Source organism: Mesorhizobium sp. BR115XR7A (genome assembly GCF_020165315.1).
Lineage (GTDB): Bacteria > Pseudomonadota > Alphaproteobacteria > Rhizobiales > Rhizobiaceae > Mesorhizobium > Mesorhizobium australicum.
In genome coordinates this window covers 266,922-281,138 of sequence record NZ_JAIUHW010000009.1, presented here as the reverse complement: position 1 = coordinate 281,138, position 14,217 = coordinate 266,922, and the positions used below count along the sequence as shown (strand labels likewise).

Below are 14,217 nucleotides of genomic sequence, written 5' to 3'. Positions count from 1 at the left end.
ATGCTCGGCAGCCCAGGGGTTCGAGGACGAGAATGGCGATCAGCGAAAGCATCCAGCCCGGCGCGGTGGCCAAGAACGGCCGCGACGTCTTCTTCGCGCTCGGCATCGTCGTCATCCTGGCCGTGCTGTTCCTGCCGATCCCGGCCTTTCTCATCGACATCGGGCTTGCCTTCTCGATCGCGCTTTCGGTGCTGATCCTGATGGTGGCGCTGTGGATCCAGCGGCCGCTCGATTTCTCGTCCTTCCCGACCGTGCTGCTCATTGCCACCATGCTGCGCCTGTCGCTCAACATCGCCACCACGCGCATGATCCTGTCGCATGGCAATGAGGGCACGCACGCCGCCGGCTATGTCATCGCCGGCTTCTCCAAGCTGGTGATGGCCAGCGATTTCGTCATCGGCCTGATCGTCTTCATGATCCTGATCGTGGTGAACTTCATCGTCATCACCAAGGGTGCCACCCGTATCGCCGAGGTCGGCGCGCGCTTCACCCTCGACGCCATCCCCGGCAAGCAGATGTCGATCGACGCCGACCTCTCCGCCGGCATGATCGACGACAAGACCGCGCAACTGCGCCGCCGCGAATTGGAAGAGGAATCCTCCTTCTTCGGCTCGATGGACGGCGCCTCGAAATTCGTCCGCGGCGACGCCATCGCCGGCCTCATCATCACCGCCATCAACATCGTCGGCGGCATCGCCATCGGCTACATCAGGCACGGCATGGGCATGGGCGAGGCCGCCGACGTGTTCATCAAGCTGTCGGTCGGCGACGGTCTCGTCACCCAGATCCCGGCGCTCATCGTCTCGCTCGCCGCCGGCCTGCTGGTCTCCAAGGGCGGCACGCGTGGCTCGACCAACCAGGCCGTGTTCGGCCAGCTCGGCGCCCATCCGCGCGCGCTCTACGTGGCGGCCGCACTGCTGGTGCTGCTCGGCCTGATGCCCGGCCTGCCACTGTTCCCGTTCTTCGCGCTCGCCGCCGGCATGGCCGGCCTCGGCTACGTCATACCGATGCGCCACAACCGGGCAGTCGCTGAGGCCGAGGCGCTGAAGAGCCAGGAAAAAGCGAGCAAGGCCGAGGAAGAGAAGAACTCGGTCAAGGCCTCGCTCGCCACCGCCGAGATCGAATTGCTGATCGGCAAGCAGCTTTCCACCCGGCTCCTGGTCTCGCATCAGGAACTGGTCTTCCGCATGTCCAAGATGCGCAAGAAATTCGCCCAGCAATACGGCTTCGTCGTGCCGGAAGTCCGTGTCGCCGATGACTTCGCCATCCCGCCGAAAAGCTATCAGATCAAGGTGCACGGCACCGTGGTCGCCGAGTATTCGATGCGCGTCGGCGAGATCATGGTGCTGCTCGGCAACCGCGACATACCCGAAATCCCCGGCGAGGAGATTCGCGAGCCCGCCTTCGGCATGCGCGCCTACTCCGTCATGGAAACCTTCGCGGAGGATCTGAAGCGCGAGAACTTCACCTTCGCCGACAACATGTCGGTGCTGCTCACCCATCTCTCGGAAGTCATCCGCAACAACCTGCCGCAGTTGCTTTCCTACAAGGACATGAAGGCGCTGCTCGAACGCCAGGACCAGGAATACCGCAAGCTCGCCGACGAGATCTGCACCACCCACATCTCCTATCCCGGCCTGCAGGCGGTGCTCAAGCTGCTGCTTGCCGAACGCGTCTCGATCCGCAATCTGCATCTCATCATCGAGGCCATTGCCGAGATCGCGCCGCATGTGCGCCGCACTGAGCAGATCGTCGAGCATGTGCGCATCCGCATGGCCCAGCAGATCTGCGGCGACCTGTCCGAAGGCGGCGTGCTCAAGGTGCTGCGCCTCGGCAACCGCTGGGACCTTGCCTTCCATCAGAGCCTCAAGCGCGACGCCAAGGGCGAGGTGCGCGAATTCGACATCGATCCGCGCCAGTTGGAGGAATTCGGCCAGGACGCCACCAAGGCGATCAAGAAACACCTCGAAGCCGGCGAGCGATTTGTCCTCGTCACCGCGCCCGACGCCCGCCCCTATGTGCGCATGATCATCGAGCGCCTGTTCACCACGCTGCCGGTGCTCTCCCATGTCGAAATCGCCAAAGGCGTCGAGATCAGGGTGCTCGGGACCATATCGTGAGCGTTCTCTCGCAGGCCGTCGTCATCGCGGCGTTCCTCGCCTTCTGCCGCATCGGCGCCTGTTTCATGCTGATGCCTGGCCTGTCTAGCGCCCGCGTCCCGGTGCAGGTCAGGCTGTTCGTCGCGGTCGCCGCCACCGGCGGCCTGCTCGCCTTCCTGTGGGACAAGATCTTTCCCTTCGTCGATCCGCGTCCGCAGATCCTGGTGCCGATGATCATCTCGGAGTTGCTGGTCGGCGGACTGATCGGCGCCATGACCAGGCTCTACATGGAGGCGCTTCGCTTCATGGGTTCGGCCATCGCCATGCTGATCGGCTATGGCGGTTCCGGCGGGCCGGCGATCGAGGAACCGGAGCCGCAGGCGGCCCTTGCCGCCATCATTTCGTTCTCGGCGCTGCTGATGCTGTTCGTCTTCGACTTCGATCACGAGATCGTCCGCGCCCTGGTGGCGTCCTACACGGTCGCGCCGGTCAACGTCTTCTTCAACCCGCAGGCGGCGCTGGTCGACATCACCGACACCGTGTCGGACACATTCTTCCTGGTCATCCGCCTCGGCAGCCCGTTCGTCGCCTATGCCATTCTCGTCAATCTGACGATCGGCTTCGTCAACAAGCTGACGCCGCAGATCCCGATTTATTTCATCTCGCAGCCCTTCGTCATGGCCGGCGGCATGCTGATCTTCTATTTCGCCGCCGGCACCATGCTGTCGCTGTTCGTCGACGGCTTCGTCGACCTCACGCTGGCGAGGTGACATGAGCACGCGCAAGGATCGTCTGAGGAAACTGGTCAAGGTGCAGGGACAGCTGAAAGCCCTGCACGAAACCCGCCACGCCACCTTCGTCGCCGCGGCAAGCGCCGCCGAGACCGAGGCCCGCGAATTGATCGGCCATTTCGACCAGGACAATTCCCTCTCTAGCCTGTTCCCCGATCTCTATCATCGCCGCATCGCCCAGGCCGTCGTGCGCCAGGAGGAGAGCCTGGAAGGCGCGAGACAAGAAGCCGCCCTCATCGCCGCGGCAACCGCCCGCACGAACATGGTCGAGCGCGCCTACAGGGACCTGCGCAACCGCGACGAGCGCGAGAGATCAGACCGCGAGCGGCTGGACCTGATCGCGCAGAAGCGGCATCCGAAAGCAGGTGAATAGGTTTCCCATTCCCCGCAAGCCTGCCACAAGCTTGTTGAGGCATGGTCCTGGCTAAGGAAACCCGGCAAAAGGCGGACCTTCTTGGCGATTTCTCCACCCAGCGACATCGTGATGGATGTCGCCCGAGCTGCCGATCCGATGGATATCGAGGCTGCCCGCGCCGCGCTGACCAAGCGCGCTGGCAGCGTCGCCGGCACGTTTTCGGTCGGCACCGCGGCTTCGGTCGATGCCGGCTCGATCCTGTCGCGCGCGACGGCGGACAAGGCCGCCGCAACAGCCGACCCGGCCAAGAAGTTCAAGAAGTTCGAGGCGATGGTCCTGCAGACCTTCATCCAGAACATGCTGCCCAAGGACACCGAGGGCGTCTATGGCACGGGTCTCGCAGGCGACATGTGGAAATCGCAGCTCGCCGAGCGTGTCGCCGACGTCATGGCTGACCGCGGCGGCATCGGCATCGCCAAGTCGCTGCTCGCCGACCACTACATGGACGGCAAGCGCAAGATTCCGATCGGCCCGGTCTCGAATGGGCCGGAAAAAACCGAGATCGATCAGCAGACCCGTCTGTCCACGTCGCTCGTCCAGGAGCTGCAGCGCAAAGCCGCCAAGTCGATGACCGGCGACGAGACAACCAAAAAAACAGACATCAAGATCTAGGACTGGGAAACACATGGCCGACTCTTCGGAATTCACCGCCAAGCTGCCCGCGCGCACCACCGCGTCGGACGCACCGACTCCTTTCGCGCGGCCTGGAAACCTTGCCGCCATCATCGGCCGCATCGAGGAGGTGGTCGAGGAAGAGACCGCCGGCATCCGCAGCGATACAAGCTATGACCTCAAGGCGTCGAACGCCCGCAAGAGCCGCTATCTCTACGAGCTGACCCGGGCCATGAAGGGCGGCAGCGAAGCCGAATTCCTCGAGCAGCACCGCGAGGGCCTGACCCGGCTGCGCCAGAAGCTGGCGAAGAACGAAGCCGCTATCCTGGCGCATCTGAGCGCCGTCAACGAGGTCGCCAGCCTGCTGCGCAGTGCCATCCAGCGCGCCGAGACCGACGGCACCTACTCCGCCGGCGAGTTCGGCAGGATGAAAGGTTAGAGCGCGGCAATGCCGAGCTCGCGTTCAGAATGATCAAGGTCATCGCCATAGCGGTCTGGATCTGCGCCGCCACGCTCGGCGCGGTGTTCTATTCGTTCCAGGCCGCCGGTGAACAGGGCGTCGGTGAGAAACCCAAGCCGATGCTGGGCGGGCTGGACTACGTCAAGACCGACATCATTTCGGTGCCGCTGATCCACGACTCCAAGATCGACGGCTATTTTCTGGCCAAGCTCGTCTACACCGTCGAGCCGGAGCAGATAAAGAAGCTGTCGATCCCGGCCGAGGCGCTCATCACCGACCAGGTCTACACCTACCTCTACGCCAACCCCCAGATCGACTTCACCAAGAAGGCGACGCTCGACCTCGATGCCTTTCGCGCCGCGATCCGCGACACGATCAACACCCGGGTCGGCGCAACCCTGGTCCATGAGGTCCTGATCGACCAGGTCAATTTCCTGAGCAAGGATGAGATCCGCGACAACTGGCTGCGTCGGCGGCAGGATGCCAGCACCCAGGCGACCGAGACTCCCAAGCCGGTCAGCGCGCACTAAGCCATCGGCCCAGTGCCGGTGGCCCTAGAGCAGTCGGCGTTGGGGCCAATCCCTGCAATTCGCGTTGACGTAAACGTCAATCCGAAGCTATATGCGGCAGCGATCATGATCGCCAGTGATGCCGCATGAACTTCGGCTGGACCGAAGTGCGTAGCGTGACAGATGCAACCAGACAGGGAGAACAGCGTGAGCGTTCAGGATATAGCCGAGAAGATCAAGTCGCGCGTGGCCAGCAGCGGCTTCGACCGTTCCGTGAAGTTCGACACCGGCAGCGACGGCGTCATCGTCATCGACGGCGCGGCCGTCTCGACCACGGACGCTCCCGCCGACTGCACCATCAAGCTGTCACTCGACGATCTGGATTCGCTGATCGCGGGCGACCTGAACCCGACCATGGCGTTCATGACCGGCAAGATAAAGGTCGAGGGCGACATGACCGTCGCCATGGCGCTGAGCCAGTTGATCGGTTGACAGGCACGACTTCGAGATAAACGAAACGCCGCCTTTTCAGGCGGCGTTTCGTTTGAAGGGCAGTCGCGCTTAAGGCTTCATGCGGCCAAGGTCGGCGCCTGTGCCTTGAGCTTGCGGCCGGACGCCTTCAGCGTGCCCCTGGCGCCGTCAAGCACGCCCTCCACCAGTTCCAAGGCCAGCAGACGGTGCCGTTCGTAAGGCCCCGGCATGGCGAGCGCCCCGGTCCTGGCGGCCGAAAAGCCGAAGCGGCCATAGTAAGGCTCGTCTCCAACCAGCAGGATCGCAGCGTGGCCGAGGCGCGCGGCTTCCGCGATGGCATGCCGCATCAGCGCCGAGCCGATGCCGGCACTCTTGAGCGACGGGTCGACGGCGAGCGGGCCAAGCAGCAGCGCTGGCGGACCGCCCTCGCCCAGCGTGACATCCCATAGCCGCACGGTGCCGGCCACGCCGCCCGAGGCATCGCGTGCGACGAAGGCAAGCCCCTCCGAGGGCCGGCGGCCGCGGCGCAGCTTCTCCGATGATTTGGTCTTGCGCTTCGGCCCCATGGCGCGATCGAGCAAGGCTTCGCGCGCCGCCACGTCGGCAGCGGTTTCGGCGACCATGGCGAAGGCCGGCGCATGAGCTACGAATTCGACTGACATTTCCATTTCCGCGATCCCTTCACGAGCGGAGATATGTTCCACAGGCGAGCCCAAGTGGGCGACGGGCGCCCACCTGGGATGATCTGAACAGCTCTAATGAGCCGTCAGATCACGTAGGATCGGAGAGGCTCGAAGCCGTTGAAGGCGACCGCCGAGTAGGTGGTCGTGTAGGCGCCGGTGCCTTCGATCAGCACCTCGTCGCCGATGGTCAGCGACAAGGGCAGCGGATACGGCGTCTTCTCGTACATCACGTCGGCCGAATCGCAGGTCGGGCCGGCCAGCACGCAAGGCGCGGTCTCGCTGCCGTCATGGCGGGTGACGAGGGGATAGCGGATCGCCTCGTCCATCGTCTCGGCCAGACCGCCGAACTTGCCGATGTCGAGGAACACCCAGCGCACATTGTCGTTGTCGGCCTTCTTCGAGATCAGCACGACTTCCGACTTGATGACCCCGGCATTGCCGACCATGCCGCGGCCCGGCTCGATGATCGTCTCGGGAATGGCGTTGCCGAAGTGCTTGCGCAGCGCCGAGAAGATCGCCTGGCCATAGGCCTGGGCCGCCGGCACGTCACGCAAATAGCGCGTCGGGAAGCCGCCGCCCATATTGACCATCTTGAGCACGATGCCTTCTTCCGCGAGCGTCGCGAACACCTTCTTGGCGTCGGCCAGAGCACGGTCCCACGCGGTCAGGTCGGTCTGCTGCGAGCCGACATGGAACGACACGCCATGGGCGGCGAGGCCGAGGCCCCTGGCATGGCGCAGCACGTCGACGGCCATGTCGGGCACGCAGCCGAACTTGCGCGACAGCGGCCACTCGGCGCCCTCGCCATCGGTCAGCACGCGGCAGAACACGCGGGAGCCTGGAGCGGCGCGCGCGATCTTCTCGACTTCCTCGACGCAATCGACCGCGAACAGCCGGATGCCGAGTTGGTAGGCGCGTGCAATGTCACGCTCCTTCTTGATGGTGTTGCCGAAGGAGATGCGGTCCGCCGGCGCACCGGCGTCCATCGCCATCTCGACTTCGGCAACGGAAGCGGTGTCGAAGGACGAGCCCATCGCAGCAAGCAGGCGCAGGATTTCCGGCGCCGGGTTTGCTTTCACCGCATAGTAGATCTTGGAATCGGGCAGAGCCTTCTCGAAGGCGCGGAAATTGTCGCGCACGACGTCGAGGTCGACGACGAGGCAGGGGCCGGACGGACGTCGGGTGGCGAGGAAGTCGAGGATGCGCTGTGTGGCCATCGGGTTTCTCCATCGCGCCTTTCGGCGCGCACAAGGGTGCGGGCGCGGGCTGTCGGCCTCGCGAACACGCGGTCAAACAAAGGCGGGACGGAAATCCATGGAACCAGCCGGTGGAGACCCCGGAACCATGAAACGCCGTCTCGCGGCGATGAACCTTAGCCTTGCCCGGCTTCGGTTCGCTTTGTCTGCCTTGGCTTGGATTGGGAGAACCCCGTTCCGCACTGCCGGCAATGAAGGTGTGCCTCTTCAGTAACCCCGGTCTTTGGACAACCGGCAGAGAACCAGAAAGGCCCGCACCGTCGTTGCTTCAAGGTGTCCTCGGTCTGGCGGTTGGCCGCTAAACCGACTGGAGGGGTTAGCTCCAGTTACCTTACCGATTTCCCTCACCATTCGAGGATCGGCGGACACCCACAGGCACGTGCGACTTTGGGCAAGCGCGATATAAGAGCGAAGCATTTCACAATCAATAAAAATCGTATCGCAGGTTGTAAAATTTCTGGCATCGAACAATGTTGGCCAACCGTATACGGATATCGAACGATGACAGGCACGCACGGCCCTTTCAACGCCTTTCTCGACCTTCGCCAGATGCCGGTGGCGCATGCCGAACTTGGACCCTTGGCCGGCCTGCGGCTGGCGGTCAAGGATATTTACGACGTTGCCGGCTACCGTACCGGTTGCGGCAATTTGCAGAAATTCGCCAATGGCCACGCCGCTTCGCGCACGGCGCCGGCCGTGCAGGCAATTCTCGACGCCGGTGCGCGCTTCATCGGCAAGACGCAGACCGACGAACTCGCCTTCGCTCTGTTCGGCCAGAACGCGCATTTTCCGTTTCCGGTGAACCCCGCGGCTCCCGACCGTGTCACCGGAGGCTCGTCGTCGGGGTCGGCGGCGGCGGTGGCGGGCAGGTTGGCCGACATCGCCACGGGGTCAGACACCGGGGGTTCGATCCGCGCGCCGGCTAGTTTCTGCGGGCTGATCGGGCTGCGCACCACGCATGGTCGCATTTCCCTCGACGGCACCATGCAACTGGCGCCGAGTCTCGACACGTTCGGCTGGTTCGCCGACGACATCGAAACCTATGAGACTGTCGGCAAGCTGTTGCTTGGCCGCGATCCGCACCAGCATTCCCTGGACCGCCCGCTGGCGCTCGGCTGGCTGGACGAGATGGTCGCCCGGCCGGCGGCCGCCGAATATGCCGGAATGAAGGCGCTGGTGGGCACGGTGTTCGGCACGCCGGCGACGCCAGCGACGCGCTTCAGCTCGTCCCCGGACGAACTCTACTGGTGCTTTCGCCGCCTGCAGGCCAAGGAGGCCTGGACAGTGCATGGCGAATGGATCACCAGCGGGGAGCGCGAGCTCGGGCCCGGCGTCGAGGAACGGTTCGGCTTTGGCCGTGCGGTCGACGACCGGACAGCACAGGCCGAGAAGGTGCGCCGGCTGACCTTTCGCGGCGAACTCAGCGCCTTGCTTGGCAAGGACGGCCTCCTTGTCCTGCCGACGGTGCCGGGTCCGGCACCCTATGTCGACAGCACACCGGAGCAATTCCAGGCCTACCGCGAACGCGCGCTCCATCTTCTATGCCTGGCCGGGCTCTCCGGCTTTCCGCAGATCACCTTGCCGATCGGCTCGGTCGCCGGCGCTCCGTTCGGCCTGTCGCTGCTTGGCCCTTCCGGCAGCGACATTGCCCTGATACGGCTCGGCCGAAAACTTCTCGACGCAGCACAAAGAGCCTGAACAATGGACACACTGACCCGCATGCGCGCCTTCATCGACGTCGTCGAGGCCGAAGGCTTTTCGGCGGCGGCGCGCAAGATCGGCCGCTCCAAGGCGCTGCTGTCGAAATATGTGCGCGAGCTGGAGGACGAGCTCGGCGCTCTGCTGCTGAACCGCACCACGCGCCAGTTCTCGATGACCGAGGCCGGCCACACCTACTACCGCCGCGCCTCGGAAATCGTGCGCGAGGTCGACAGCCTGGCCGACGCCGTGCGCGAGTCCTCCGGCGACGTGCGCGGCCGCATCAAGCTGTCGGCGCCGCGCACCTTCGCCGACGCGCCGATCGGCCAGTCGCTGATCGACTTCGCCAAGCAGTATCCCGACATCGTGCTCGACATCCAGCTCGACGACCGCTTTGTCGATCTGGTCGAGGAAGGCTTCGACCTTGCCGTGCGCATCTCGCGGCTGGAGAACTCGTCGCTGATCGCCAGGCGGCTGGCGCCGTTTTCGATCAAGCTCTGCGGCTCTCCAGAACTGATCGCCAAGCATGGCATGCCGACACGACCGCAGGATCTCGGCCACATGCCCTGCATCGTCGACACCAATGGCCGCGGACTGAACAACTGGCCCTTCAAGGGCGACAATGGCGATCCGGTAAGCATCGCCGTCTCCGGCCCGATCGAGGTCAACAGCCCGATGGCGGCGCGCGCCGCGGCCTTGTCGGGGCTTGGATTTTGCATCCTGCCGGATTTCATCGCCGCCCCAGACCTCAAGAGCGGCCAATTGGTGGCGGTGCTCGACGACCGCATCCTGTCGGGCGGCGGCATCTTCGCCGTCTATCCGCATCGCCGTTACCTTCCGGCGAAGGTGCGCGTTTTCGTCGATTTCCTGGTGCAGTGGTTCAGGACGCGCGAGAGCGCCTGACCTGCCCCAGCAGCCCGGATACCGCACGCTTTTGAGCTCTCCTGCATGCGTGGCGCTATCCAAAGCCTCGCGCACTTTTGGGTGACATGCGCCCGCAGTCCCAATTTCGCCCCCTTTCTGGTAACCTTCGACCACGCTCTCGAAAGCCAAGGGAATCGCGACCGCGAATGCATCTGAAACGGCACGCAATCATGCTGGCCTCGGCCTTGGCGGCGATCTTTGCCGCGACAGGACCGGCCGAGGTGCATCCGCACGTCTTCGCCGAGGCGCGCCTCGACGTGGTCCTGTCCCCGGATCACCAAAGTGTGAAAGCGTTGCGTCATCTGTGGCGCTTCGACGATCTGTTTTCGAGCACGGTGATGATGGAGTTCGACAAGAACTCCGACCTGAAGCTTGACGACAAGGAGCTGAAGGAGGTCGCCGACACCGTCCATGCCTCGCTGGCCGAGTTCAATTATTTCCAGCTCGTCACGCAGGACGGCAAGGACGTGGCGATGACGCCGCCGCCGCATCTGATGGCCAATTTCGACAACGACCAGTTGATCATCCTGTTTGAATCCGAACCGAAGGCGCCGATCAAGCTGTCCGGCACGATCGACATCGGCGTCTACGATCCGACCTTCTACACGGCGATCGACTTCACCGAGGATTCCAACATCACCGTCGAGGGCCTGCCGTCGAACTGCACGAGCAAGGTCGTCCGGCCGGACCCGGACGAAGCGATCAAGGAAAACCAGAAGACCCTGACGGATGCCTTCTTCAACGATCCGACAGGCACCGACATGAGCAAGATCTTTGCCACCAAACTTGAACTGACCTGTCAGCCAGAAGGATAGATCCGGTGAACCCGATCGGGAACTGTTCGAAACCGTCCCTGCGTTTGGCAGTCGGCCTGTTGGCCCTTGCCTTTGCCATGATGCATTTCGCCAATGCCGCGCACGCCCAGAGTTCGCTCGGCATCGGCGTCAATGACGGCATGGCACCCACCACCGGTCCGTTCGCCCATATCCTGATGTGGATCAATCTGAGGCAGCAGGAATTCTACCGCGCGCTGGCGACCGCCATGAAGGCAATGCGCCAGGACAACAGCAAGATCTGGATACTCATCGGCCTGTCCTTCGCCTATGGCATTTTCCACGCCGCCGGCCCCGGCCACGGCAAGGCGGTGATCTCGTCTTATATGGTGGCCAACGAACTGGCGCTGAAGCGCGGCATCCTGTTGTCCTTCGTCTCGGCGCTGCTGCAGGGCCTGACGGCGATCCTGGTGATGCTGCTGGCCTATTTCGTCCTGCGCGGCACCACCATCTCGATGACCGATGCGGCCTGGTTCATGGAGATCATGAGCTTTGCCCTGGTCACCCTCTTTGGCGCCTGGCTTTTGTGGCGCAAGCTCGGCCCAGCCGTCCTGCGCCTGTTTGGCAAGGGCCCGGCCTACAGCCTGTCGGCGGCTCACGCCGGTCATTCCCATGCCGGCCATTCGCATGGCGCTCACGACCATGCGGCGCACGCTCATTCCCACGCACTGCACGGGCATGGCGATCACGACCATGGGCATGGCCATTCGCACGATCATTACGGCCACGGCGCGCATGATCATGCGCATCACGACCACGCCAGCGGCGAGGTCTGCGACACCTGTGGCCACTCGCATGCGCCCGATCCGGCGCTGCTGTCGGGTGACCGCTTCGACTGGCGCACCGCCTGGTCGGCGGTGGCCGCCGTCGGCATCCGCCCTTGCTCCGGTGCGTTGATCGTTCTCAGCTTCGCGCTGCTCAACGGGCTCTGGCTCGGCGGCCTGCTGTCGGTGCTGGCAATGTCGTTCGGAACCGCGATCACCGTCTCGGCCCTGGCCACACTGGCGGTGACCGCCAAGAACTGGGCGGTGTATTTCGCCGGCGACGGCCGCATGGGCAACCGCATCCACTCGATCGTCGAGATCGGCGGCGCGGCCTTCGTCTTCCTGTTCGGACTGCTGCTGCTGTCCGCGAGCCTGACGGGCAGCGTTTAGACCCTACCATTCCGTTGGAATGGGATAGGCACCGTGCGCTACTGACCGGGAATCTTGCCGCCCAGCTCATCCTCGATATGCGCGCGGATGATCTCGTCAAAACTCTTTTCGGCACTGAAGCCAAGTTCCCTTGACCGCCGCGCCTCGAAGCGGGTCGGCCAGCCCTTGACGATTGCCCAGATCGTCTCGTCGGGCACCTCGCGGATCAGGCTTGTCGCCTGCGATCCAGCCACCCGTTCCAGCGCCTCGATCTGCTCGCCAACGGTGACGGCGACACCCGGCATCGTCAGGTTGCGGCGCGGCCCCACGGCTGCGCCCTCGATCTCCGCGCCATGGATCAGGAAACTCACCGCCGAGCGCGGGCTGGCATGGGTGTGCACGACCGAGCGCGGCACCGGCAGGATCGCCTCCTGCCCGCTCAAGGGTTCACGAATGATACCGGAGAAGAAGCCGGACGCCGCCTTGTTGGGCTTGCCGGGCCGCACGCAGATCGTCGGCAGCCGGATGCCGATGCCGTCGAAGAAGCCGCGCCTGGAATAGTCTGCCAGCAGCGCTTCGCTCATTTGCTTCTGCGTGCCGTAGGAGGTCAGCGGCGTCGGGTGGAATTCGTCCGGTATGACATCCGGGAACGGCGCGCCGAAAACGGCGATTGACGACGTGAAGACGACGCGCGGCGCAAACCCTGCCAGGCGGATGGCGTCGAACAGCGCACGCGTGCCGTCGAGGTTGACGCGGTAGCCGAGGTCGAAATTCGCTTCCGCCTCACCCGACACGATGCCGGCGAGGTGGAAGACGACATCGGGGCGCGACACAACCAGGCTTTCCGCGGCGCCTGCTTCGGCAAGGTCCCCCGTGTGCAGCGCGACGCTGACGCCGTCCATGGCTGGCGCCTGCGGCGGCACGATGTCGTGCAGGTCGAGCGCGGTGATCTTCTCGCCGCGCAGCGTGCCGTCCTTGGCCAGCCGGGCGATGAGCTTGCGGCCGACCATGCCCGCGGCGCCGGTGATCAAAATGCGCATGTCCGATATCCCTTACTTCCGATTTTTGCGCTGGGTGCGCGCGCGCAACCAGAACACCAGGAAAAACGCCAGCACGAAGACGGTGCCGAAGATACCCGCCAGCACGGTCGAATAACTGCCGAGTGCCAACATCACGGTCGGCAGGTAGAAAGCGGTAATGCCGAACAGAAGCATGATCCAGACCGCCGCAATGGCCGCATTGCGCGTGTCACGGTCCATCATGCCGCACCGGAACGGCGGTCGTTCATCGAGCTGAGTTGCAAAGCTGGAGGACTCCTGAGGCAGGTCCGATCAATGGTCATCGATCGATCCTAGTGATAGTGGCCGTGATGCGCGGCCGCATCGTGCTCATGCTCGTGATGATGGTCGTCGCCATCGTCGGCGCACCGGCCGAATTCCGGTTCCACGGTGGCATGGCTGATGCCGTGCTCGCTGGCAAGCCGCTTCTTGATGGCGCTGACCGCCTGATGGGCATCGACGCCCTCGTTGAGGCAGGCATGCAGCGTCGCCATGCTGCTCGACCCGTCGAGCGACCAGATGTGCATATGGTGCACCTCGCGCACGCCCTGGACCGTTGCCTGAATGTCCCCGGCGATCAGGTCGCGATCGAGGCTTGGCGGCACGCCTTCGAGCAGGACGTGGGCGGCGGCGCGCATCAGCGACCACGCGGTGGACAGGATCAGCAGCGAGACCAGCACGGACAGGATGGGGTCGATCGGCGTCCAGCCAGTCGCCAGGATGACCAGTGCCGCGACGATCGCGGCTGCCGAGCCGAGCAGATCGCCGAGCACATGCAGGATGGCGCCGCGCATGTTGAGGTTGTCTCGATCGCCGCCATGCAGCACCAGGAAGGAGCCGATATTGACCAGCAGGCCGAGGATCGCCACCACCAGCATCGGCCCGCCCAGCACCGGCGCCGGTGTCAGCAGGCGATCCCACGCTTCGTAGACGATCCACAGAGCGATGACGAAAATGGCGATGCCATTGGTGTAGGCCACCAGCGTCTTGACGCGGCCGAAGCCGTAGGTGAGCTGGCCGGTTGCCGGCCGGCCCGCCAGATGGAAGGCATACCAGGCCAGGCCGAGCGCAATGGCGTCGGCGAGCATGTGGCCGGCATCGGCCAGCAGCGCCAGCGACCCGGTAAACAGGCCGCCGAGCGCCTCGGCCACCATGAAGCCGGCGGTCAGGCAGGCCGCGATCAGGACGCGCTTCTGGTCCGTCGACCCATGCACATGGCCGCCGCCGTGATCGTGCCCGCTGTGATCGTGGATATGCGCCAAATGGCAAACTCCC

At 64.3% G+C, this 14,217-nt stretch carries 16 protein-coding genes; 11 read left to right on the top strand and 5 right to left on the bottom strand.

What is annotated here, in order from left to right:
* The first annotated feature begins 32 nt into the window (after nt 1–32).
* The 7 genes from flhA to LB557_RS20715 all read left to right on the top strand — a co-directional run bounded on the left by flhA (nt 33) and on the right by LB557_RS20715 (nt 5,378).
* A complete protein-coding gene (flhA, locus tag LB557_RS20745; protein WP_015315887.1) occupies nt 33–2,120 on the top strand; it encodes a flagellar biosynthesis protein FlhA in 2,088 nt (695 codons plus the stop codon).
* The gene (gene fliR, locus LB557_RS20740; protein ID WP_224641078.1) at nt 2,117–2,869 is read left to right on the top strand and encodes a flagellar biosynthetic protein FliR; all 753 of its coding nucleotides are present in this window, start codon (nt 2,117–2,119) and stop codon (nt 2,867–2,869) included. The genes flhA and fliR overlap by 4 nt, the downstream gene beginning before the upstream one ends.
* 1 nt (nt 2,870) lies before the next feature.
* Entirely contained in the window at nt 2,871–3,263 is a 393-nt protein-coding gene (locus LB557_RS20735; protein WP_224641079.1) for a hypothetical protein, read from the top strand.
* An 81-nt stretch (nt 3,264–3,344) separates the two neighbouring features.
* Nucleotides 3,345–3,917, top strand: coding sequence for a rod-binding protein (locus LB557_RS20730; protein WP_224641080.1), 573 nt, complete (start codon nt 3,345–3,347; stop codon nt 3,915–3,917).
* Nucleotides 3,918–3,930: 13 nt separating this feature from the next.
* The gene (locus tag LB557_RS20725) at nt 3,931–4,356 is read left to right on the top strand and encodes a hypothetical protein (protein WP_015315880.1); all 426 of its coding nucleotides are present in this window, start codon (nt 3,931–3,933) and stop codon (nt 4,354–4,356) included.
* 29 nt (nt 4,357–4,385) lie between these two features.
* The gene (locus LB557_RS20720) at nt 4,386–4,907 is read left to right on the top strand and encodes a hypothetical protein (protein WP_015315879.1); all 522 of its coding nucleotides are present in this window, start codon (nt 4,386–4,388) and stop codon (nt 4,905–4,907) included.
* Nucleotides 4,908–5,093: 186 nt separating this feature from the next.
* Entirely contained in the window at nt 5,094–5,378 is a 285-nt protein-coding gene (locus tag LB557_RS20715; protein ID WP_140661803.1) for an SCP2 sterol-binding domain-containing protein, read from the top strand.
* Nucleotides 5,379–5,455: 77 nt separating this feature from the next.
* Here LB557_RS20715 and LB557_RS20710 read toward each other — a convergent pair whose 3' ends face one another.
* Entirely contained in the window at nt 5,456–6,025 is a 570-nt protein-coding gene (locus LB557_RS20710) for a GNAT family N-acetyltransferase (protein ID WP_015315877.1), read from the bottom strand.
* 98 nt (nt 6,026–6,123) lie between these two features.
* Entirely contained in the window at nt 6,124–7,257 is a 1,134-nt protein-coding gene (odc2, locus tag LB557_RS20705; RefSeq protein ID WP_224641081.1) for an ornithine/lysine decarboxylase, read from the bottom strand.
* A 540-nt stretch (nt 7,258–7,797) separates the two neighbouring features.
* Between odc2 and LB557_RS20700 the strand changes: the two genes are divergently transcribed.
* From LB557_RS20700 to LB557_RS20685, 4 genes are all read left to right on the top strand, one after another.
* A complete protein-coding gene (locus tag LB557_RS20700; RefSeq protein WP_224641082.1) occupies nt 7,798–8,994 on the top strand; it encodes an amidase in 1,197 nt (398 codons plus the stop codon).
* A gap of 3 nt (nt 8,995–8,997) precedes the next feature.
* Nucleotides 8,998–9,897: a LysR family transcriptional regulator gene (locus tag LB557_RS20695; protein ID WP_015315874.1), complete on the top strand. Its 900-nt coding sequence runs from the start codon at nt 8,998–9,000 to the stop codon at nt 9,895–9,897.
* Nucleotides 9,898–10,064: 167 nt separating this feature from the next.
* On the top strand, nt 10,065–10,733 hold the full coding sequence (locus tag LB557_RS20690; protein WP_140619413.1) for a DUF1007 family protein: 669 nt from the start codon (nt 10,065–10,067) through the stop codon (nt 10,731–10,733).
* 77 nt (nt 10,734–10,810) lie between these two features.
* Complete coding sequence (locus tag LB557_RS20685; RefSeq protein ID WP_224641098.1) at nt 10,811–11,905, top strand: nickel/cobalt transporter; 1,095 nt, start codon at nt 10,811–10,813, stop codon at nt 11,903–11,905.
* Nucleotides 11,906–11,943: 38 nt separating this feature from the next.
* On the opposite strand, the gene denD is transcribed toward LB557_RS20685, so the two are convergent.
* From denD to LB557_RS20670, 3 genes are all read right to left on the bottom strand, one after another.
* Nucleotides 11,944–12,924, bottom strand: coding sequence for a D-erythronate dehydrogenase (gene denD, locus LB557_RS20680; RefSeq protein WP_015315871.1), 981 nt, complete (start codon nt 12,922–12,924; stop codon nt 11,944–11,946).
* Nucleotides 12,925–12,936: 12 nt separating this feature from the next.
* Nucleotides 12,937–13,146 carry a hypothetical protein gene (locus LB557_RS20675; protein WP_140661799.1) on the bottom strand — a complete coding sequence of 70 codons (210 nt, stop codon included), beginning with the start codon at nt 13,144–13,146 and terminating at the stop codon, nt 12,937–12,939.
* An 89-nt stretch (nt 13,147–13,235) separates the two neighbouring features.
* On the bottom strand, nt 13,236–14,204 hold the full coding sequence (locus tag LB557_RS20670; protein WP_015315869.1) for a cation diffusion facilitator family transporter: 969 nt from the start codon (nt 14,202–14,204) through the stop codon (nt 13,236–13,238).
* Nucleotides 14,205–14,217 lie beyond the last annotated feature (13 nt).

Coding starts and splice junctions, on each gene's coding strand:
- denD (WP_015315871.1), bottom strand. CDS start 12,924: ATGCGCATTTTGATCACCGGCGCCGCGGGCATGGTCGGCCGCAAGCTC.
- LB557_RS20725 (WP_015315880.1), top strand. CDS start 3,931: ATGGCCGACTCTTCGGAATTCACCGCCAAGCTGCCCGCGCGCACCACC.
- LB557_RS20735 (WP_224641079.1), top strand. CDS start 2,871: ATGAGCACGCGCAAGGATCGTCTGAGGAAACTGGTCAAGGTGCAGGGA.
- odc2 (WP_224641081.1), bottom strand. CDS start 7,257: ATGGCCACACAGCGCATCCTCGACTTCCTCGCCACCCGACGTCCGTCC.
- LB557_RS20685 (WP_224641098.1), top strand. CDS start 10,811: ATGATGCATTTCGCCAATGCCGCGCACGCCCAGAGTTCGCTCGGCATC.
- flhA (WP_015315887.1), top strand. CDS start 33: ATGGCGATCAGCGAAAGCATCCAGCCCGGCGCGGTGGCCAAGAACGGC.
- LB557_RS20690 (WP_140619413.1), top strand. CDS start 10,065: ATGCATCTGAAACGGCACGCAATCATGCTGGCCTCGGCCTTGGCGGCG.
- LB557_RS20675 (WP_140661799.1), bottom strand. CDS start 13,146: ATGATGGACCGTGACACGCGCAATGCGGCCATTGCGGCGGTCTGGATC.
- LB557_RS20700 (WP_224641082.1), top strand. CDS start 7,798: ATGACAGGCACGCACGGCCCTTTCAACGCCTTTCTCGACCTTCGCCAG.
- LB557_RS20710 (WP_015315877.1), bottom strand. CDS start 6,025: ATGGAAATGTCAGTCGAATTCGTAGCTCATGCGCCGGCCTTCGCCATG.
- LB557_RS20695 (WP_015315874.1), top strand. CDS start 8,998: ATGGACACACTGACCCGCATGCGCGCCTTCATCGACGTCGTCGAGGCC.
- LB557_RS20720 (WP_015315879.1), top strand. CDS start 4,386: ATGATCAAGGTCATCGCCATAGCGGTCTGGATCTGCGCCGCCACGCTC.